At 71.8% G+C, this 19,260-nt stretch carries 19 protein-coding genes; 15 read left to right on the top strand and 4 right to left on the bottom strand.

Annotation, left to right across the window (positions count from 1 at the left end; all coding sequences use genetic code 11):
* The first annotated feature begins 56 nt into the window (after nt 1-56).
* The gene (gene tyrS / locus ACZ44S_RS17210) at nt 57-1,325 is read left to right on the top strand and encodes a tyrosine--tRNA ligase (protein WP_466929660.1); all 1,269 of its coding nucleotides are present in this window, start codon (nt 57-59) and stop codon (nt 1,323-1,325) included.
* A 72-nt stretch (nt 1,326-1,397) separates the two neighbouring features.
* On the opposite strand, the gene ACZ44S_RS17205 is transcribed toward tyrS, so the two are convergent.
* Nucleotides 1,398-1,682: a GlsB/YeaQ/YmgE family stress response membrane protein gene (locus ACZ44S_RS17205; RefSeq protein ID WP_466929657.1), complete on the bottom strand. Its 285-nt coding sequence runs from the start codon at nt 1,680-1,682 to the stop codon at nt 1,398-1,400.
* Nucleotides 1,683-1,926: 244 nt separating this feature from the next.
* Here ACZ44S_RS17205 and ACZ44S_RS17200 point away from each other — a divergent pair, with 244 nt between their 5' ends.
* The 3 genes from ACZ44S_RS17200 to ACZ44S_RS17190 all read left to right on the top strand — a co-directional run bounded on the left by ACZ44S_RS17200 (nt 1,927) and on the right by ACZ44S_RS17190 (nt 3,077).
* A complete protein-coding gene (locus ACZ44S_RS17200) occupies nt 1,927-2,325 on the top strand; it encodes a DUF3099 domain-containing protein (protein ID WP_466929655.1) in 399 nt (132 codons plus the stop codon).
* Between the two features lie 224 nt (nt 2,326-2,549).
* Complete coding sequence (locus ACZ44S_RS17195) at nt 2,550-2,771, top strand: hypothetical protein (protein ID WP_466929727.1); 222 nt, start codon at nt 2,550-2,552, stop codon at nt 2,769-2,771.
* Nucleotides 2,772-2,948: 177 nt separating this feature from the next.
* A complete protein-coding gene (locus tag ACZ44S_RS17190) occupies nt 2,949-3,077 on the top strand; it encodes a hypothetical protein (RefSeq protein ID WP_466929653.1) in 129 nt (42 codons plus the stop codon).
* A 230-nt stretch (nt 3,078-3,307) separates the two neighbouring features.
* Here the strand turns inward: ACZ44S_RS17190 and moaA are convergent, their stop codons facing one another.
* From moaA to ACZ44S_RS17175, 3 genes are all read right to left on the bottom strand, one after another.
* Nucleotides 3,308-4,297: a GTP 3',8-cyclase MoaA gene (gene moaA / locus ACZ44S_RS17185; RefSeq protein WP_466929651.1), complete on the bottom strand. Its 990-nt coding sequence runs from the start codon at nt 4,295-4,297 to the stop codon at nt 3,308-3,310.
* Nucleotides 4,298-4,455: 158 nt separating this feature from the next.
* Entirely contained in the window at nt 4,456-6,084 is a 1,629-nt protein-coding gene (locus ACZ44S_RS17180; protein ID WP_466929649.1) for a solute symporter family protein, read from the bottom strand.
* Nucleotides 6,081-6,437, bottom strand: coding sequence for a DUF485 domain-containing protein (locus tag ACZ44S_RS17175; RefSeq protein WP_466929646.1), 357 nt, complete (start codon nt 6,435-6,437; stop codon nt 6,081-6,083). The genes ACZ44S_RS17180 and ACZ44S_RS17175 overlap by 4 nt, the downstream gene beginning before the upstream one ends.
* A 266-nt stretch (nt 6,438-6,703) precedes the next feature.
* On the opposite strand from ACZ44S_RS17175, the gene ACZ44S_RS17170 reads away from it, so the two are divergent.
* The 11 genes from ACZ44S_RS17170 to ACZ44S_RS17120 all read left to right on the top strand — a co-directional run bounded on the left by ACZ44S_RS17170 (nt 6,704) and on the right by ACZ44S_RS17120 (nt 19,256).
* Nucleotides 6,704-8,233, top strand: coding sequence for a S8 family peptidase (locus tag ACZ44S_RS17170; RefSeq protein ID WP_466929643.1), 1,530 nt, complete (start codon nt 6,704-6,706; stop codon nt 8,231-8,233).
* Between the two features lie 59 nt (nt 8,234-8,292).
* Nucleotides 8,293-9,831, top strand: a complete 1,539-nt coding sequence (locus ACZ44S_RS17165) for a S8 family peptidase (RefSeq protein ID WP_466929641.1) — start codon at nt 8,293-8,295, stop codon at nt 9,829-9,831.
* A gap of 136 nt (nt 9,832-9,967) precedes the next feature.
* Nucleotides 9,968-11,338 carry a CoA transferase gene (locus ACZ44S_RS17160; protein WP_466929639.1) on the top strand — a complete coding sequence of 457 codons (1,371 nt, stop codon included), beginning with the start codon at nt 9,968-9,970 and terminating at the stop codon, nt 11,336-11,338.
* An 86-nt stretch (nt 11,339-11,424) separates the two neighbouring features.
* Entirely contained in the window at nt 11,425-12,432 is a 1,008-nt protein-coding gene (locus tag ACZ44S_RS17155; protein WP_466929638.1) for a CopD family protein, read from the top strand.
* Nucleotides 12,433-12,551: 119 nt separating this feature from the next.
* Nucleotides 12,552-13,541, top strand: a complete 990-nt coding sequence (locus ACZ44S_RS17150) for a DEDDh family exonuclease (RefSeq protein ID WP_466929636.1) — start codon at nt 12,552-12,554, stop codon at nt 13,539-13,541.
* Nucleotides 13,542-13,605: 64 nt separating this feature from the next.
* The gene (locus ACZ44S_RS17145) at nt 13,606-13,839 is read left to right on the top strand and encodes a hypothetical protein (protein WP_125507584.1); all 234 of its coding nucleotides are present in this window, start codon (nt 13,606-13,608) and stop codon (nt 13,837-13,839) included.
* A 52-nt stretch (nt 13,840-13,891) separates the two neighbouring features.
* Nucleotides 13,892-14,683, top strand: coding sequence for an SURF1 family cytochrome oxidase biogenesis protein (locus ACZ44S_RS17140; RefSeq protein WP_466929633.1), 792 nt, complete (start codon nt 13,892-13,894; stop codon nt 14,681-14,683).
* A gap of 219 nt (nt 14,684-14,902) precedes the next feature.
* On the top strand, nt 14,903-16,465 hold the full coding sequence (locus ACZ44S_RS17135) for a sodium:solute symporter family protein (RefSeq protein ID WP_466929631.1): 1,563 nt from the start codon (nt 14,903-14,905) through the stop codon (nt 16,463-16,465).
* Nucleotides 16,462-17,079 carry an RNA polymerase sigma factor gene (locus ACZ44S_RS17130; protein ID WP_466929628.1) on the top strand — a complete coding sequence of 206 codons (618 nt, stop codon included), beginning with the start codon at nt 16,462-16,464 and terminating at the stop codon, nt 17,077-17,079. Before ACZ44S_RS17135 ends, ACZ44S_RS17130 begins: the two co-directional genes overlap by 4 nt.
* Nucleotides 17,076-17,441 (top strand): hypothetical protein, encoded by a 366-nt coding sequence (locus ACZ44S_RS17125; protein ID WP_466929626.1) that lies wholly within the window; start codon nt 17,076-17,078, stop codon nt 17,439-17,441. Before ACZ44S_RS17130 ends, ACZ44S_RS17125 begins: the two co-directional genes overlap by 4 nt.
* A gap of 12 nt (nt 17,442-17,453) precedes the next feature.
* The gene (locus ACZ44S_RS17120) at nt 17,454-19,256 is read left to right on the top strand and encodes a glycoside hydrolase family 15 protein (RefSeq protein WP_466929623.1); all 1,803 of its coding nucleotides are present in this window, start codon (nt 17,454-17,456) and stop codon (nt 19,254-19,256) included.
* The last annotated feature ends 4 nt before the right edge of the window (nt 19,257-19,260 follow it).

Here is a 19,260-nt window from a genome sequence, read left to right as displayed (position 1 = left end):
GTTCGCAAGCGGCCGTCACCCGACCGGCCGAAGATCATCGAGGAGACACGAGAACCGTGACGGACATCGTCGACGAGCTGAAGTGGCGCGGGCTGTTCGCCCAGTCCACCGACGAGGACGCTTTGCGCAAGACGCTCGCGGACGGTCCCGTCACGTTCTATTGCGGCTTCGACCCGACCGCGCCGTCGCTGCACGTCGGGCACCTGGTGCAGGTGCTCACCCTGCGCCGGCTCCAGCAGGCCGGCCACCGGCCGCTGGCGCTGGTCGGCGGCGCGACCGGGCAGATCGGCGACCCGCGGCCGACGGCCGAACGCACGCTGAACTCGCCGGAGACGGTCGCGGGCTGGGTGGAGCGGCTGCGCGGCCAGATCGAGCCGTTCCTGTCCTTCGAGGGCGAGAACGCGGCCACCATGGTCAACAACCTCGACTGGACCGCGAACCTGTCCGCGATCGAGTTCCTGCGGGACATCGGCAAGCACTTCCGCGTCAACAAGATGCTGACGAAGGACTCGGTCGCCCGGCGTCTGGAGTCCTCCGAGGGCATCAGCTACACGGAGTTCAGCTACCAGCTGCTCCAGGCGATGGACTTCCTCCAGCTGTACCGCCGCTACGGCTGCACGCTGCAGCAGGGCGGCAACGACCAGTGGGGCAACCTCACGGCCGGTCTCGACCTGCTGCACCGGCTGGAGCCGGAGGCGTCCGTCCACGCCTACGCGACGCCGCTGATGACGAAGGCGGACGGCACCAAGTTCGGCAAGACCGAGAGCGGGGCCGTCTGGCTGGACCCGGAGATGACGACGCCGTACGCGTTCTACCAGTTCTGGTTGAACGTGGACGACCGGGACATCTCGGGCTACATGCGGATCCTGTCCTTCAAGTCCCGCGAGGAGCTGGAGGAGCTGGAGCAGCAGACCGAGGAGCGGCCGCAGGCCCGGGCCGCGCAGCGCGCGCTGGCGGAGGAGCTCACGACGCTGGTGCACGGCGCCGACCAGACGGCCGCCGTGATCGCCGCGTCCAAGGCCCTCTTCGGCCAGGGCGAGCTGACGGAGCTGGACGACCCGACGCTGGCGGCGGCGCTCTCCGAGGTGCCGCACGTCCGGGTGGCCGAGCTCGGCCCGGTCGTCGACCTGTTCGCCGAGGTCGGTCTGGTGGCGAGCAAGTCGGCCGCGCGACGCACGGTGAAGGAGGGCGGCGCCTACGTGAACAACGTCAAGGTCACCGCCGAGGACGCCGTGCCGGCGAAGGAGGACCTGCTGCACGGGCGCTGGCTGGTGCTGCGCCGGGGCAAGAAGAACCTGGCCGCGGTGGAGGTCACGGCCGGCTGAGCGACGGCCGGCTCAGGGGCGGCTTCCGGTGGACGCCGGGGGCCGCCCCTGCGCCGCCCGGGCGTCGGCGGATCAGGCCCGCTGCCGCTCGTGTTTCCTGCGCTGCATCGCGGTGTACAGCATTTCCACGAGCAGGACGACGACGATGGCGGCGCCCAGCTGGAAGATGTGCCGGCCCCAGTCGAAGCCCGGCGTCTCCTCGATGCCGAAACCCCGCGCGATGGCGTTGCCCACGACGGCACCGATGATGCCGCAGATGGTGGCCAGCCACAGCGGGATGTGCTGCTTGCCGGGGATCACGGCCTTGGCGAGAAGACCGAGCACGAAACCCACGATGATCGCCCACAACCAGCCCATGGATGCCTCCTCGTACGGCTTGACGCGAGCATTGCGACCAGTCTCGGGTGAGAAGCGGTACGCCGCATGTCGGGTGGGGCCTACGTGCGACGGCGCAGGCCCCGCGGCCGGGACGGGGGCGGACCCGGGCTCGTGGCCCGGGTGGGGGCGGCGTACCGTGGACGTGTCCGGACCCGAGCTCCCCGACGGGGGCGTGGGACGGTCAGGGCGGGGACGGTCCTCTGCGGGCGGATGGTGGAATGCGATGCGGAAGCAGCATGGCGGCGGCAGCGTCCAGGTGTTCCGGATCACCGGCGCCCGGGCGGGCCTCCAGGAAGACGTGCGCGGGCGGCAACGCCGGTATGTGATCTCGATGGTCGTCCGTACGATCTCGGTCATCCTCGCGGCGACCCTGTGGAACGTGGAGCGGCATGTCGCGATCGTCGCGCTGGTGCTCGGGGCGGTCCTGCCGTACATCGCGGTGGTGATCGCCAACGCCGGGCGCGAGAACGCGCCGTCGCTGCCGTCGACCTTCGTGACGACCCCGATGAAGCCGATGATCGCACCGCCGCGGACGAACGACGGTTCCGCGGAACCCGATGCGGAAGATGTGGCGTCGGAGCGCGTGCCGGGCGCACGAACGGAGCGGCCCGAGCGGTCGTGAAGATCGGAGCGGGAGGGGAAACGACGCCGAGCGGAAGGCATTTCCCCGCCAAGCTCAAGAAATGCTCAGATCAATCATGTGCTTCCGGTGCCGGGGGCGGGGTGACCCGTGACATACTGCGTACGCGCTCCGCATCCCCCGTCGGAGCGACGGACCGACGCCGGGCAGCTCCCCCCGTGGCTGCTCGGCGTCGCCTTTTCCCAGCGGGTTAGGGTCGGTGTGTGATGCTCCCCGATCCCGAGACCCCGATCTGTTCCGCCAAGGGCTGCCGAGCCGCCGCGGTCTACGCACTGGCGTGGAACAACCCCAAGATCCACACTCCCGAGCGCCGCAAGACATGGCTCGCCTGCGAGGAGCACCGGGAGCATCTCTCGCAGTTCCTGGGGGTGCGGGGGTTCCTGAAGGAGGTCGTTCCCCTGGAGGAGTGGGAGGCGCGAGGCGTCTGAGCCCCAGCCCTCCGCCAAGCTCAGGAAAAGCTCAGATCAGTCACGGTCTTCCGGTGCCGGGGGCCGGATGGCCCGTGCCATACTCCCAGCGCCCGGCCACCATCGCCGAGCAACTCCGGGCCCCGGCACCCCAGTCCGCGGCACCAGGCCGCGCACGCGGAGCCCAGGAGTAGGCACATGGTCGATGGACGGAAGGGAAAAGAAGAACGCTCGGCCCAGGCCGCGTGGTCGTTCCTGATGGGGCTGCTGGGGCGCCTTGCCGGCGCCGCGCTCAGCTCCTGGTGGAGCGACCGGCACAGCCTGTAGCCGAGCACCGGTTGCAACATCGTCAGACCGTTGCCTCGGTCTGACGGCTCGCCTCCCGGCGGGCCGTAGCGGGGTCGCGCCTGCCAGGGCGCGGCCCCGTGTGTCGCGTGGCAACCTTAGGCCTCGTCCGCCCTTGTCGGCCAGGCCTGTCGTTCGGATCGTGCCGCAGGGAACCGGCGGTGCCCTGTCAGCACCGTGAGCGGGCCTGGGGTGTGCTCCGGACTCAGGCCCTAGCCTCCGATGGCAGACATGGGCCGGTCCGGCTGGACGAAGCTCGGGTCGTCCAGGCCCGCGCCCGCCTTTTTGCCCCACATGGCGAGTTTCCAGATCCGGGCGATCTCCTCGTCGGGGGCGTCGGAGCGCAGAGCCGCGCGCAGGTCCGTCTCCTCGGTCGCGAACAGGCACGTGCGGACCTGGCCGTCGGCGGTGAGGCGGGTGCGGTCGCAGGCCGCGCAGAAGGGGCGGGTGACGGAGGCGATGACGCCGACCCGGTGCGGACCGCCGTCCACCAGCCAGCGCTCGGCCGGCGCGGAGCCGCGCGCCTCGTCGCCTTCGGGGGTCAGCTCGAAACGGGTGCGCAGGGAGGCCAGGATGTCCCCGGCGGTGATCATGCCGTCGCGCTTCCAGCCGTGCTGGGCGTCGAGGGGCATCTGCTCGATGAAGCGCAGCTCGTAGTCGTGCTCCACGGCCCAGGCGAGGAGGTCGGGGGCCTCGTCGTCGTTGAGCCCCTGCATCAGGACCGAGTTGACCTTGACGGGGGTCAGGCCGGCCTCGCGGGCCGCGTACAGGCCGTCGATGACGTCCCGATGGCGGTCGCGGCGGGTGAGCGTCTTGAAGACGTCGGGACGCAGGGTGTCCAGGGAGACGTTGACCCGGTCCAGGCCCGCCGACTTCAGGGCGGCCGCGGTGCGCCGCAAACCGATGCCGTTGGTGGTGAGGGACATCTGCGGGCGGGGCTCCAGCGCGGCGACCCGCTCGACGATGCCGACCAGCCCGGGGCGGAGCAGGGGCTCGCCGCCGGTGAACCGGACCTCCTCGATGCCCAGGGAGGTGACGGCGATGCCGATGAGGCGCACGATCTCGTCGTCGGTGAGCAGGTCGGGCTTGGCCAGCCACTGCAGCCCCTCCTCGGGCATGCAGTAGGTGCAGCGCAGATTGCACCGGTCGGTCAGCGAGACCCTCAGGTCGGTGGCCACTCGGCCGTAGGTGTCGATGAGCACGTGGGCCCCCTCCCTCGACGCGGATCACTCCTGTCTCGTACCAGTGAGCCTACGTGACGCCACCGACAACCCACATCGACCCGATGTGACGAGATGCCGACGGCCGCGTCGTAGGGACCTACAGGGTCCGTACGACGCGGCCGTCCGGGGCGGGTGGATCAGTGGGCGCCGGTGCCGGTCAGGGACCGGACCTCCAGCTCCGCGTACTTCTTGACGTCCGGCTCCTCCTTGGACAGGACGGTGCCGAGCCAGCCCATCAGGAAGCCGAACGGGATGGAGATGATGCCCGGGTTCTTCAGCGGGAACCAGGCGAAGTCGACGTCCGGGAACATCGCCTTGGGGTCGCCGGAGACCACGGGCGAGAAGAGCACCAGGCCGACGGCGACGATGAGGCCGCCGTAGATCGACCACAGGGCGCCCTGGGTGGTGAACCGCTTCCAGAACAGGCTGTAGAGGATGGTCGGCAGGTTGGCGGAGGCGGCGACCGCGAAGGCCAGCGCGACCAGTCCGGCCACGTTGAGATCGCGGGCGAGGGCGCCGAGCGCGATGGAGACGATGCCGATCAGGACGGTCGCCCAGCGGGCCGCCCTCATCTCCTCCTTCTCCGTGGCCTGCCCCTTGCGGATGACGTTGGCGTAGATGTCGTGCGCGAAGGAGGACGACGAGGCGAGCGTGAGTCCGGCGACCACGGCGAGGATCGTCGCGAAGGCGACCGCCGAGATGGTGGCCAGCAGGATCGCGCCCCAGGCCGAGTCGACGCCGCCCAGGTGCAGGGCGAGCAGCGGCGCGGCCGTGTTCCCGGACGGGTTGGACGCGATGATCTCGTCCTGTGAGATCAGTGCGGCGGCGCCGAAGCCGAGAGCGATGGTCATCAGGTAGAAGCCGCCGATGATGCCGATGGCCCAGTTCACGGACTTCCGGGCGGCCTTGGCGTTGGGCACCGTGTAGAAGCGGATCAGGATGTGCGGCAGACCGGCGGTGCCGAGCACCAGGGCGATGCCGAGGGAGATGAAGTCCAGCTTGGTGGTGCCGTCGGCGCCGTACTGCAGGCCGGGCTCGAGGAAGGCCTCGCCCTTGCCGCTGTTCTCGGCGGCGCTGCCCAGCAGGTCGGAGATGTTGAAGTTGAACTTCAGCAGCACCAGGAACGTAATGAGGATCGTGCCGCCGATGAGCAGCACGGCCTTGACCATCTGGACCCAGGTGGTGCCCTTCATACCGCCGATGGAGACGTACACGATCATCAGGACACCGACGAGCGCGACGATGAGGATCTTGCCGGCGTCGGAGGTGATGCCGAGCAGCAGCGAGACGAGGACGCCCGCGCCCGCCATCTGGGCCAGCAGGTAGAAGATCGACACGACGATGGTGGAAGTGCCGGCGGCGGTGCGCACCGGGCGCTGGCGCATGCGGTAGGCGAGGACGTCGCCCATCGTGTAGCGGCCGGAGTTCCGCAGTGGCTCGGCGACCAGCAGAAGGGCGACCAGCCAGGCCACCAGGAAGCCGATGGAGTACAGGAAGCCGTCGTACCCGAAGAGGGCGATGGCGCCCGCGATGCCGAGGAAGGACGCGGCCGACATGTAGTCGCCGGAGACCGCGAGTCCGTTCTGGAAGGCGCTGAACTGGCGTCCGCCGGCGTAGAAGTCCGCGGCGTCCTTGGTCTGCCGGCCCGCCCAGACGGTGATGCCGAGGGTGGCGAGGACGAACAGGGCGAACAACGTGATGATCAGCGCCCGGTGTTCGCTCGCCTCGTTCGCGGCGAGGGTGACATGGGTGATCGAGGGGCTCATGCGCCACCCTCCATACGGGTCTTGATGGCCTCGGCCTTGGGGTCGAGCTTGGCGGCGGCATGCCGGGAGTACCACCACGCGATGAGGAACGTGGTGACGAACTGCAGGACGCCGAAGACGAAGGCGACGTTGATGTTGCCGAACAGCTTGGCGCCCATGAAGCCGCCCGCGTAGTTGGAGAGCAGGACGTACAGCAGGTACCAGATGATGAAGGCGATGGTCAGCGGGAAGGCGAAGGAGCGGTAGGAGCGGCGCAGTTCACCGAACTCAGCGCTCTCCTGCACCTCGGTGAACTCCTCGGGCGTGGGGAGTTTGTGTTGTTCTGTCGAGGGGGGCGGTGCTTCGGCGGCCACGGAGTCTCCTCGCGTTGCTGTGGTTCGGGCGGGGACGAAAGGCGAGTCTGCTCGCGCTTCCTGCCCAAGGGCACGGCGCCACGCGAGGACCGGTTCAACTGCCGGCGCTTCTTTTCCGCCGCCGTTTTCCGAAGACGTTCCCGGCAAATGATTGCTGGCCAGCGAGCGCGCGGGATAGCTTCACCCTGCACCACCCCGTCATGTACCTGCCCGAGCACCACCCTGTGTCTCGGGCCGGTTTCGTTTCCGGATGATGTGGAGATCCCATGGCTCATCTGCGTTCCAGACGCCGGCTCGCCCTCGCCGTGCCCGTCGTGCTGTCCCTGACCGCCTCGCTCGGCTTCCTGCCGGCGGCGGCGTCGGCGGCGCCACAGACGGTGTCGGCCGAGCAGGCGACGGACGCGCCCGCCCTGGCGTACGTCGTCAACACCAAGGCGGACCGCCGCACGATCGCCTCCGTGAAGCGGGCGATCGCCGCGGCCGACGGGACGGTCGTGGTCACCTACGACAGGATCGGTGTGATCGTCGTCCACTCGGCCAACCCCGGCTTCGCCAAGGAGATCCGCCGGGTGCGGGGCGTGGAGTCGGCCGGCGCCACCCGCACCGCGCCGCTGACCCGCGCGGGGACGACGGACGAGGGCGCCGCCGACTACGTGACGGCCGCCGAGGCCGCGCGGACGAAGGCCGCCTCCGCGGACGTCCCCGGCAGCGAGCCGCTCGAGGCCGACCAGTGGGACCTGCGCGCCATAGGCGCCGACAAGGCCGCGAAGATCAACCCGGGCAGCCGCAAGGTGACCGTCGCCGTGATCGACACCGGCGTCGACGACACCCACCCCGACCTCGCCCCGAACTTCTCCGCCGCCCAGTCGGCCAACTGCGTCGGCGGCAAGGCGGACACCAGTGAGGGCGCCTGGCGGCCCTACACGGACGACGACTACCACGGCACCCATGTGGCCGGTGAGATCGCCGCGGCCCGCAACGGCGTCGGCGTCGCCGGTGTCGCGCCCGGCGTCAAGGTGGCCGGCATCAAGGTCAGCGACCCGGACAACGGCCTGTTCTACCCGGAGAACGTCGTCTGCGCGTTCGTGTTCGCCGCCGACCACGGCGTGGAGATCACGAACAACAGCTACTACGTGGACCCGTGGCTGTACAACTGCATGGACGACCCCGACCAGCGGGCGATCGTCGACGCGGTCAACCGTGCCCAGCTGTACGCGCAGCGCAAGGGCACCCTGCACCTGGCCTCGGCCGGCAACTCCAACCACGACCTGGCCTCCGACGCGATCGTCGACGAATCCAGCCCCAACGACACCACGCCGGTGACGCGCACCATCGACCCGAGCGAGTGCTTCGACGTGCCGACCCAGCTGCCGGGCATCGTCACGGTCAGCGCGACCGGCGTGCAGAACCTCAAGTCGTACTACTCCACGTACGGCAAGGGCGTCGTCGACGTCGCGGCGCCGGGCGGTGACCGCCGCTACCAGCTGCCGGACACCCCGTCCAAGGACGGCCGCATCCTGTCCACCATGCCGAACGGCGAGTACGCCTTCCTGCAGGGCACTTCGATGGCCTCGCCGCACGCCGCCGGTGTCGCCGCGCTGCTGAAGTCCAAGCACCCGTGGGCCTCCCCCGCGATGCTGCAGGCGCTCCTGAAGGCGCAGGCGAACAATCCCGGCTGCCCGGAGTCGTACGACCAGGACGGTGACGGCACGCAGGACGCGACATGCGAAGGCGGCGACCGGGTCAACGGTTTCTACGGCTTCGGCATCGTCGACGCGCTGCGCGCCGTCAAGTGAGCGTGCGCTCCCGCGGTTCCCGCCCGTCCCTCCGCAACAGTGAACGAACTGGAGACTTCATGACAGCGCCTCACCCGCGCCACCGCCGCGCGCTCGTCGTCCCGGCCGGGATGGCCATGGCGACCGCGCTCGCGTTCCTGCCGAACACCGCGGCCACCGCCGCCCCGGCCGACGGCCGCCCGGCCGCGGCCGCCGCGGACGCCGACGCGGCCTCGCTCAGCTATGTGGTCAACGTCCGTGGCGGGCACGGCGCGCCGGCGCATGTGAAGAAGGCGATCGCCAAGGCCGGCGGCACGATCGTGACGTCGTACGACAGGATCGGCGTCATCGTCGTCCACTCCTCGAACGCCGACTTCGCGAAGACCGTCCGCAAGGTGCCCGGCGTGCAGTCGGCGGGCGCCACCCGCAACGCCCCGCTGCCGTCGGCGGCCACCACGGACATGGGCGCGCCGAAGGTGCTCAGCGCCGCCGAGGCCGCCGAGGCGCAGGCGGAGGCGGTCGAGGGGCAGGACCCGCTCCAGGGCCTGCAGTGGGACCTGCCCGCCATCAAGGCGGACAAGGCGCATGAGAAGTCGCTGGGCAGTTCGAAGGTCACCGTCGCCGTCATCGACACCGGCGTGGACGACACCCACCCGGACATCGCGCCCAACTTCGACCGGGACGCGTCGGTCAACTGTGTGTCGGGCAAGCCGGACACGAGCGACGGCGCCTGGCGGCCGGGCGCGGACGAGAGCCCGCACGGCACCCATGTCGCCGGTGAGATCGCCGCCGCCAAGAACGGCATCGGCATGACCGGTGTCGCGCCCGGGGTGAAGGTCTCGGGCATCAAGGTGTCCAACCCGGACGGGTACTTCTACACCGAGGCCGTGGTGTGCGGCTTCATGTGGGCGGCCGAGCACGGGGTCGACGTCACCAACAACAGCTATTACACCGACCCCTGGTACTTCAACTGCAAGGACGACCCGGACCAGAAGGCGCTCCTCGAGGCGGTCACCCGGGCCACCCGGTACGCCGAGCGCAAGGGCGCGGTCAACGTGGCGGCGGCCGGCAACGAGAACTACGACCTCGCGGCCGACGAGATCACCGACCCGGTGTCCCCGAACGACGGCACCCCGTCGGACCGGGTGATCGACCCGACCGAGTGCCTCGACATCCCGACCCAGCTGCCGGGTGTGGTGACGGTCGCGGCGACCGGCGCCAAGGGGCTGAAGTCGTCCTTCTCCAACTACGGACGGGGCGTCGTGGACATCGCCGCGCCCGGCGGCGACTCCACGGCCTACCAGACGCCCGCCCCGCCCGCCACCAGCGGTCTGATCCTGGGCACGCTGCCGGGCGGCAAGTGGGGCTACATGGCGGGTACGTCGATGGCGTCCCCGCATGTCGCGGGCGTCGCCGCGCTGATCAAGTCCACGCACCCCTACGCCCCGCCGGCGCTGGTGAAGGCGCTGCTGTACGCGGAGGCCGACGCCACCGCGTGCACGGACCCGTACGACATCAACGGCGACGGCAAGGTCGACGCGGTGTGCGAGGGCCCGAAGAACCGCAACGGCTTCTACGGCTGGGGCACCGCCGACGCGCTGGACGCGGTGACGCGGTAGTCCTGCGGTACTCATGACAGCGGAGGGCCGGGCGGCTGCGCCCGGCCCTTCCGCTGTTCCGTCGCCGGCCGGCGACTGTTCCGGTGCCGCCCGGCAACCTTCATATTGATCGAGTCAATACTGCATAGTGACAGTCATGAGTGACATGGCGTACGTCTGGTCCGCCCTGGGCGGCGCTCCCGCACTTCTCCCTCGCGTGTCGGCCGTCGAACGGCCCGGTGCGCTGCGGGCCCGGCTGCCGGTGCGGGAGGCGGCGCGCGCCTGTGTGGGCGCTTGCGCCCTGGCCGCCGCCGAGCTCGGGGCCCGGCGCACGGGCGGGGAGGTACCGGCGGTACGGGTGGACGACGGGGCGGTGGCGACGGCGTTCACCGGCGAGCGGCATCTGCGGATCGACGGACGCGCGCCGGAGACCTTCGCCCCGCTGTCGCGGTTCTGGCGCACGGCCGACGGATGGGTGCGCACCCACGCCAACTACCCCCACCACCGGGCGCGGTTGCTGACCGCGCTCGGCGCGGTGGAGGACCCGGACGCGGTGGCGGCGGCGCTCGCGGAACGCTCCGCGCGGGAGGTGGAGGAGTCGGTGTTCGCGGCGGGAGGCCTCGCCGTCGCCCTGCGTACGCCCGAGGAGTGGGCGGCGCACGGCCAGGGCGCGGTGCTGCGGACCCGTCCCCTGGTCGAGCGCACGCGCCTGGACCGCTCCCCCGCGCGGGAGTTCACTCCGGTGCACCGGGATCCGCTGCTGCCCGCCGCCGGGCTGCGGGTGCTGGACCTGACCCGGGTCATCGCGGGACCGGTCGCCACCCGCACGCTCGCCCTGCTCGGCGCGGACGTCCTGCGCGTGGACTCCCCCGGCCTGCCCGAACTCCCCGACCAGCATGCCGACACCGGCTTCGGCAAGCGATCGGCGCTGCTGGACCTCGGCACGGACCGGGACACCCTCGAGGAGCTGCTCGCGGCGGCGGACGTGGTGGTCACCGGATACCGTCCGGGCGCCCTGGACCGCTTCGGGCTGACCGCGCGGGAGCTGGCCGGGCGGCGCCCGGGGGTGGTGGTGGCCGAGCTGTCGGCGTGGGGCGGGCATGGACCCTGGGGCGGCCGGCGCGGCTTCGACAGCCTGGTCCAGGCGGCCACGGGCATCGCCGCGGCCGAAGGGACCCGGGGGCGACCGGGTGCGCTGCCGGCGCAGGCGCTCGACCACGGCACGGGCTACCTGCTGGCGGCCGGTGTGCTGCGGGCGCTCACCGAGCAGGCGGAGGAGGGCGGGAGCAGGCTCCTACGGGTGGCGCTGGCGCGGACGGCGGGGTGGCTGCTGGAGGCGGCGGAGCGCGCGGGCTCCGTGGACGCACCGGATGCCGGCGAGGTGGCCCCGGAGGCCTGGCTGACCGAGACGGACGGCCCGCTGGGCAGGCTGCGCCACGCCCTGCCGGCGGTGACGTTCGACGGCGGTCCGCGCGACTGGGCGCGGCCGCCGGGCAGTTGGGGCGCGGACCGGGCACGTTGGCGGTGACACGCACGCGAAGACGACCGGAAGCGCAGAGTTCACATTTCGCCCCTCACTTGCCCAGAAGTGTGTGATCTTGTGAAGATCCTGGGGTGACTCTGACGAAACCCAGGGCCGGGAGGACCGGTGCACACAGGGGCGCCAGACGCCCCGGCACCGGGCGGGCCACTGCCGTACTCGTACTGGTGGCGCTGGGCGCGCTGATACCGCTCCTCGGCCCGTCCCCGGCGCTGCACGGCACCGGGGAGGCCGACGCGCCCGGCACCGGCGGCATAGCCCTGCTGCGCACGGCGCTGTTCGCGGCGCTGTCCGTGCCCGTCGGCGAACTCTTCGTGCGACGGCTGGCCCGCTCCGTGCCCGGCGCTCAGGACACGCTGCCCCGCGGCTGGTCCACGGCCGCGAACACCGCCGGTTTCGTGGCCGCCCTCGGACTCGCCTCCGTCGTGGCCACCGGCAACCTGGTGCCCGGCAGCCTCGCCGACATCGACGTCGGCGGCCTCTACGACTCCCGGGACGGCAAACTCGCCCTGCTGGAGGTCAACGGCTTCCTCGCGGCGGCCCTGTGCTCCGCGTCCGGACGCCCCGGCACACAGGTGTGGCCCCTGGCCGCGATCGTCGTCGCGGAGGCGCTGCGCGCCCACCCCACCACCGAGTACAGCCCGATGATCGGCTCCGGGCTGACGGTGGTCCACCTGACCTGCGCGTCGCTCTGGGTGGGCGGGCTGGTGTACGTACTGCGCACGCTGAAGGTGTGGCAGAAGGCGGAGGCGGGCGCGGCGCTGCTGGGCCGCTACGCGCGCGTCGCGGCCGCGCTGCTCGCCGCCGTCACCGCGACGGGCGTGTGCAGTTCGCTGCGCCGGATGCCGTCGGAGACGATCCTGGAGCAGCTGACCGAGACGGCGTACGGGCGTGTGCTGCTCGCCAAGGTGATCCTGATGGCCGGTGTCGCCGCGCTCGCGCTATGGGCCCGGCTCCGGCTGGCCCGCGCGGCCGACCCGCTGAGCGCGAGTTCACCCGCGCGGGCGGAGGTGTACCTGCTCGCCCTGGTGGTCGCGGTGTCGGGACTGCTGACGGCGCTGCCCGTGCCGATCCGCTGGTGACGGGGCGCCGGTGACCGGCCCTCGACCCCCTTCCGGACATGTCCGGAATCCGAACGGGCGGCCCGCGCAGGGCACCTGACGGACAGGAGTGTCAGTCGCGGCCCGTATCCTCATGAACCATGCTCGAAGACCTCACCGCCCCAGCCTCCTCCCCCACCGCGTGGCCGGCCGCGTATCCCCAGGGATACGCGGTCGTTGACGTGGAGACCACGGGGCTGGCCCGGGACGACCGCATCATCTCCGCGGCCGTCTACCGGCTGGACGCGCGCGGCGAGGTCGAGGACCACTGGTACACGGTGGTCAATCCGGAGCGGGACCCGGGCCCGGTGTGGATCCACGGTCTGACGAGCGACGTGCTCGAAGGGGCGCCCCTCTTCCAGGACATCGCCGCGGAGTTCGCGACCCGGCTGGAGGGCCGGGTGCTGGTGGCGCACAACGCCGTCTTCGACTGGCAGATGATCGCCCGGGAGTACGCCCGCGCGCGCGGCGAGGCGCCGGTGAAGCAGCGGCTGTGCACCATCGCCCTCTCCAAGGAGCTGAAGCTTCCGCTGCCCAACCACAAGCTGGAGTCGCTCGCCGCGCACTTCGGTGTCGTGCAGCGGCGGGCACACCACGCGCTGGACGACGCACGCGTGCTGGCGGAGGCGTTCCGGCCCAGTCTGCGGGCCGCGGCCGCGGGGGGAGTACGGCTGCCGCTGCACGAGTGCCGGCCGCTGACCGAGTGGACGGACCGGCCCCGGATCGGGCAGCAGGCGGGCCCCGGGGGCTACCGGCCGACCAGTTGGCGCCCCTCCCGCAAACGGCCCGCGTGCCCCCATCCCAACCCCGGGCGCTACGAGCCGGGCAGGCGGCTCAAGCAGGGGATGCGGGTGGCGTTCTCCGGGGACACCTCCGTCGAGCGGGACCTGCTGGAGGACCGCGCGACCGAGGCGGGCCTGCATGTGGCCACCAGCCTGTCCCGGCTCACGAGCCTGCTCGTCACCAACGACCCGGACTCGGGCACGTCCAAGGTGGTCAAGGCCCGGCAGTACGGCACCCCGGTCGTCGACGAGGCGGCGTTCGGCCAGTTGCTCGGGGACGTGGAGCCGGCGGACCGTACGGACGGGTGATTGGCGGGCGACTCGCCCGCCGCCCGCTCGCCCCCCGCCGGGCCGACGGCTCACGCTGTGGCGCATGGCGACATGCGAAGTTTGCGGCAACAGCTACGGAATGACCTTCGAGGTGCACGCGCAGGGCGCGGTGCACGTCTTCGACTGCTTCTCCTGCGCGATCCACCGCATGGCCCCGATCTGCGAGCACTGCCGGGTGCAGATCATCGGCCAGGGCGTCGAGGCGGACGGTCACTGGTACTGCGGCGCCCACTGCGCCCGCGCGGAGGGACAGGCGGGGATCGTCGACCGGGTGTGAAGGGACGTACCCGCCTGAATGCACCCCGCGGCCGGGGTTGTACGGTCGTGGGGTGTACCGCTTCCTGCTGTCCCGCCAATGGGTGATCATCACACTGGTCGCCCTCCTTCTCATCCCCACGATGATCTGGCTGGGCACCTGGCAGATGGACCGCCACGGGGAGCGTTCCGCCCGGAACCAGCTGGTCACCGACGCGCTGGCCGCCGATCCGGTGCCCGTGGAGCAGCTCGCCGCGCCGGGGGACGCCGTGACCCGCGCCGAGCGGTACCGCACCGTGACCGCGAAGGGGCGCTTCGACACGGATGACGAGGTCGTCGTGCGCCGCCGCACCAACGCCGACGACAAGGTCGGCTTCCACGTTCTCACCCCCTTCGTGCTCGACGACGGCAGGGTGCTGCTCGTCAACCGGGGCTGGATCCCCGCGGACGGGCCGAGCCAGACCGCCTTCCCCGAGGTTCCCGCGCCGCCGCGCGGCGAGGTCACGATCAAGGGCCGGCTCATGCCCGACGAGACGACCGAGGCGAGCGGCATCAAGAACCTCGAGGGCCTGCCCGACCGGCAGATCATGCTGATCAACAGCGAGCAGGAGGCGGAGCGCCTCGGCGCCAGGGTGCTCGGCGGTTATGTGGCGCTGACGGCGCCCGAGCCGGGGAACGGCACCCCGGAACCGCTCGGGAACCCCGGCAAGGAGAACGCGGCCCTGAACTACGCGTACGCCATCCAGTGGTGGCTGTTCGCCGCGGCCGTGCCGGCCGGCTGGGTCGTCCTGGTCCGCAGGGAGGCCCGGGAGCGGGCGGCGGACGGGACGACGGACGCCGAGGAGGCCGAACCGGCGACGGTGTAGCCGGTCCCGGGGCGGAGACACGATCCGTGGCCGGGAACCACCGTTGCGTGCTGTGACCTGCGCCGCCCTCCCGATGCGCGGCGTTGTGTGCGAGAGTGGCGCACCGGTCGGATGTGTTGACGCCACGTTCCGGACGGATGTCCCGCCGGTTTCTGTCATCCGGACGGGCCGTCCGCGCAACTCTCCCCCGAGGGCACAGCACACCAAGGACGGTGATTCATGGCCGACACAGCCATGACCGCGACGTTCCTCGCCGTGATCGGCGGGGCGTCGCTGCTCGCCGTCACCGCGCGACGGCTCCGCCCGAGCGACCGGCTGCCCTCGCTGGAGGGCTGGGCGCTCGCCGACCGGAGTCTCGGCGCCGGCTGGACCTGGCTGCTGCTCGGCGGGACGATCTACACGGCGTACACCTTCACCGCCGTGCCGGGCCTGGCCTACGGCAACGGCGCGCCCGCCTTCTTCGCGGTGCCGTACACGGTGATCGTCTGCCCGCTCGCGTTCGTGCTGCTCAGCCGCCTGTGGGACGTGGCGCGGCGGCACGGCTACATCACCGCCGCCGACTTCGTGCGCGGCCGGTACGGATCGCCGCCGCTGGCCCTGGTCGTGGCGCTGACCGGCATCCTGGCCACGATGCCGTACCTGGCGCTCCAGCTGCTCGGCATCCGCGCGGTGCTCACCGCGGGCGGACTGTATCCGAGCGGAGCCACCGGTGACCTCGTGATGGTGGCCGTGTTCGCGGGGCTGGCCGTCGCCACCTACCGGCACGGGCTGCGGGCGCCCACGGTGATCTCCGCCCTGAAGGCGGTGGCGGTGTTCGTGTCGCTGACCGCCGTCTGCTGGCTGGTCCTGCGGCGGTTCGGCGGTTTCGGCGCGGTCTTCGACGGGGCGGCGCGCGCCCTCGGCGGCACGGACGCGGCGCACTCCCCGCTGCTGCTGTCGCCGGAGCAGCAGCCCGCCTACGCCACGCTCGCGCTCGGCTCCGCGCTGGCCCTGCTGATGTACCCGCATGTCCTCACCGCCGGGTTCGCCGCCGACGGCGGCCGCACCCTGCGCAAGGTGTCGGCCGGGCTGCCCGCCTGGACCGCGCTGCTCGCGCTGTTCGGGTTCCTCGGCATCGCGGCCCTGGCGGCCGGAGTGCGGGCGCCCGAGGGCGGCGCCGAGGCGGCGGTGCCGATGCTGGTCGACCGGCTGATGCCGGGCCCGCTGGCCGGACTGGTCTTCGGCGCGATCGTCGTGGGCGCGCTGGTGCCGGCGGCGGTGATGTCGATCGCCGCGGCGACCAGCTTCGTACGGAACGTGTATGTCGAGTACGTCCATCCGACGGCCACGCCGAAACGGCAGGTGCGGGTCGCCAAGGCGGTGTCGCTGACCGCGAAGCTCGGGGCCGTCGCGTTCGTGTTCGGGCTGCGTGACCAGGACGCGATCAACCTGCAGCTGCTCGGCGGGGTGTGGATCCTGCAGATCTTCCCGGCGGTGGCGGTCGGGCTGTACACACGCTGGCTGCATCCGCGGGCGCTGCTCGCCGGATGGGCCGTGGGCATGGTGGCCGGGACGTACCTGGTGGTGCGGGAGGGGTTCTCCTCGATCGTGCCGCTCGACACCGGCGCCGGACCCCTGGAGATCTACGCCGGTGTCGCCGCCCTGCTGCTCAATCTGACCGTCGCGGTCGCCGGCACCGCGGCCCTCGCCCGGCTCGGCGTCCCGCGCGGCGCCGACGCCACCGACCTGCCGTCCCGCCTGATGGCCGGGCGACGTCCGGAGACGGGAGCGAACAACACGTGAGACGCAGACAGCAGTCCCGGACCACTCTGTCCCCCGCCCCTGCCCCGGCTCCACCGCCTCCTCCGGCCGCGGTCCCGGCCGGACCGCTGGGGCCCGCCGTCGGCGATCCGGCCGACCTCGAGCGGGAGGCCGGCGTCGCCCGCCTCTTCGAGCTGCACTACTCCTCGATGCTGCGGCTCGCCGTGCTGCTGGGCGCCGACGACCCGGAGAACGTGGTGGCCGAGGCGTACTACCAGATCTACCGCAAGTGGCGGCGGCTGAAGGACGTGGCCGCGGCGGAGGCGTATCTGCGGTCCACCGTCTGCAATCTGACCCGGATGCGGATACGCCACCTGCAGGTCGCCCGGCGGCACGAGGAGCGTCCGCCGGCCCCGGCCGACGAGACCGTGGCCTCCGCCGAGAACACCGCGCTGCTCCACGACGACCAGCGGGTGCTGATCGACGCGCTCCAGCACCTTCCGGCGCGGCAGCGCGAGGCGCTGGTGCTGCGGCACTGGCTGGGGCTGAAGGAGAGCGAGATAGCCGCCGCGATGGGGATCTCCCGTGGTTCCGTCAAGACGCACACCTCGCGCGGCATCGCCGCGCTGACCCAGGCGATGGAGGCCCGGCGATGACGCATCGAGATGCGACTGGGTCGCACGGCACCAGTCCGGACCGCACGGACCACGACCGGGAGGAGCCGTCCCGTCCGCAGGGTACGGAGCGCACCGAACGGGAACTGCGCGACGCCCTGCAGGCGCTGGCCGGAGGGGTGCTGCCCGACCCCGACGCCTACCGCACGGCGCGCGGCGAGTGGCTGCGCCGGGAACGCCGGCGGCGGCTCGTCCTCACCGTGCTCGTCGCGGTCGTCTTCGCGCTGGCCACGCTGATCGGCCTGTGGGTGCTCAACCAGGCGCCCTCCGACCCCGGTGTGATCTTCAACGGCAACGGTGCCGCGGCGGCCGACGGCCCGTCACTCCCCCGGCTCCTCCCCTGATTGCGGCCCCCGATGGCCGGGAACCCGCACCCCGTGCACCGTATCGAGGACTACGCGCTCATCGGCGACGAACAGACCGCTGCCCTGGTGGGCGCGGACGGCTCGGTCGACTGGCTCTGCCTGCCCCGCTTCGACTCGGCGGCCTGCTTCGCGCGGCTGCTCGGGGACGAGAGCAACGGACACTGGCGGATCGCGCCGGTCGGCGCGGACCGGTACACCCGCCGGTCCTACCGCGAGGACACCCTCGTCCTGGACACCGAGTGGACGACCCCGCAAGGGACGGTGCTGGTCACCGACCTGATGCCGCAACGGCACCGCGCGCCCGACCTGGTGCGGATCGTGCAGGGCGTACGGGGTGAGGTGACCGTGCGCAGCACACTCCGCCTGCGTTTCGACTACGGCTCGGTCGTGCCCTGGGTGCGCAAGGCCGACGGGCACCGGGTGGCGGTGGCCGGACCCGACTCGGCGTGGCTGCGCAGCGTTCCCGAGGTGCCGACCTGGGGCGAGGACATGGGCACCTTCTCGGAGTTCACGGTGAAGGAGGGCGAGCGGGTCGCGTTCGTGCTCACCTGGCACCCCTCCCACGAGCCGCGGCCCCCGTTGGTCGACCCGTACGCGTCGCTGCGGCACAGCGTCAAGGACTGGCAGAGCTGGGCGGCGCACTGCCGTTACGACGGCCCGCACCGGGACACGGTGGTCCGCTCGCTGATCACGCTCAAGGCGCTCACGTACCGTCCCACGGGCGGCATCGTCGCCGCGCCCACCACCTCCCTGCCGGAGGAGCCGGGCGGTGTCCGCAACTGGGACTACCGCTTCTGCTGGCTGCGCGACTCCACGCTGACCCTGAAGGCGCTGCTGGCCGCCGGGTACCAGAGCGAGGCGGAGGCCTGGCGCAACTGGCTGCTCCGCGCGGTGGCGGGCGATCCGGCGGACCTGCAGATCATGTACGGGCTCGCGGGTGAGCGACGGCTGCCGGAGTTCGAACTGCCGTGGCTGTCCGGCTTCGGCGGCGCCACGCCGGTGCGGGTCGGCAACGACGCCGTGAACCAGCTCCAGCTCGACGTGTACGGGGAGGTCGTGGACTCCCTGACGCTGGCCCGGCGTTCGGGGCTGTCGGCACAGCCGGACGTGTGGGCGCTGCAGGTGGTGCTCCTGGACTTCCTGCGCACGGCGTGGCGGCAGCCGGACGAAGGGCTGTGGGAGGTACGGAGCGGCCGGCGCCACTTCGTGCACTCCAAGGTGATGGTGTGGGTGGCGGCCGACCGCGCGGTGCGCGCCATGGAGGAGTTCCCGGATCTCGAGGGTGACCTGGACGGCTGGCGGGAACTGCGGGACGAGGTGCACCGGGAGGTGTGCGACAAGGGGTACGACCCCGAACGGAACACCTTCACGCAGTCCTACGGCTCGCGTGAACTCGACGCGGCGCTGCTGCTGATCCCCCGGGTGGGCTTCCTGCCGCCCGACGACCCCCGGGTGCTCGGCACCATCGAGGCGGTCCGCTCCGAGCTGGGCCAGGACGGCTTCGTACGCCGCTACACCCCGGACGCCACGGCCGTCGACGGGCTGCCCGGCCAGGAGGGCACCTTCCTGGTGTGCTCCTTCTGGCTGGCGGACGCCCTGCACATGACCGGCCGGACGAAGGAGGCCCGCGAGCTGTTCGAACGGCTGCTGGGGCTGGCCAACGACGTGGGGCTGCTGGCGGAGGAGTACGACCCGGTGGGCGACCGGCTGCTGGGCAACTTCCCGCAGGCGTTCAGCCACATCGGCCTGGTGAACACCGCCCTCGCCCTGTTCGGGGACGAGGAGGCAGGATAGGGCC

The sequence above is a fragment of the Streptomyces malachitofuscus genome, from assembly GCF_055571035.1.
The sequence above is the reverse complement of the archived record's forward strand: the minus strand, read 5'-3'. Positions and strand labels throughout refer to the sequence as shown.

Bases quoted from the DNA above. Each gene is read 5' to 3' on its own strand.
- ACZ44S_RS17205 (WP_466929657.1), bottom strand. From the start codon at position 1,682: ATGGGCTGGTTGTGGGCGATCATCGTGGGTTTCGTGCTCGGTCTTCTC.
- ACZ44S_RS17200 (WP_466929655.1), top strand. From the start codon at position 1,927: ATGCGGAAGCAGCATGGCGGCGGCAGCGTCCAGGTGTTCCGGATCACC.
- ACZ44S_RS17195 (WP_466929727.1), top strand. From the start codon at position 2,550: ATGCTCCCCGATCCCGAGACCCCGATCTGTTCCGCCAAGGGCTGCCGA.
- ACZ44S_RS17190 (WP_466929653.1), top strand. From the start codon at position 2,949: ATGGTCGATGGACGGAAGGGAAAAGAAGAACGCTCGGCCCAGGCCGCG.
- ACZ44S_RS17180 (WP_466929649.1), bottom strand. From the start codon at position 6,084: ATGAGCCCCTCGATCACCCATGTCACCCTCGCCGCGAACGAGGCGAGC.
- ACZ44S_RS17170 (WP_466929643.1), top strand. From the start codon at position 6,704: ATGGCTCATCTGCGTTCCAGACGCCGGCTCGCCCTCGCCGTGCCCGTC.
- ACZ44S_RS17165 (WP_466929641.1), top strand. From the start codon at position 8,293: ATGACAGCGCCTCACCCGCGCCACCGCCGCGCGCTCGTCGTCCCGGCC.
- ACZ44S_RS17160 (WP_466929639.1), top strand. From the start codon at position 9,968: ATGAGTGACATGGCGTACGTCTGGTCCGCCCTGGGCGGCGCTCCCGCA.
- ACZ44S_RS17150 (WP_466929636.1), top strand. From the start codon at position 12,552: ATGCTCGAAGACCTCACCGCCCCAGCCTCCTCCCCCACCGCGTGGCCG.
- ACZ44S_RS17145 (WP_125507584.1), top strand. From the start codon at position 13,606: ATGGCGACATGCGAAGTTTGCGGCAACAGCTACGGAATGACCTTCGAG.
- ACZ44S_RS17135 (WP_466929631.1), top strand. From the start codon at position 14,903: ATGGCCGACACAGCCATGACCGCGACGTTCCTCGCCGTGATCGGCGGG.
- ACZ44S_RS17125 (WP_466929626.1), top strand. From the start codon at position 17,076: ATGACGCATCGAGATGCGACTGGGTCGCACGGCACCAGTCCGGACCGC.
- ACZ44S_RS17120 (WP_466929623.1), top strand. From the start codon at position 17,454: ATGGCCGGGAACCCGCACCCCGTGCACCGTATCGAGGACTACGCGCTC.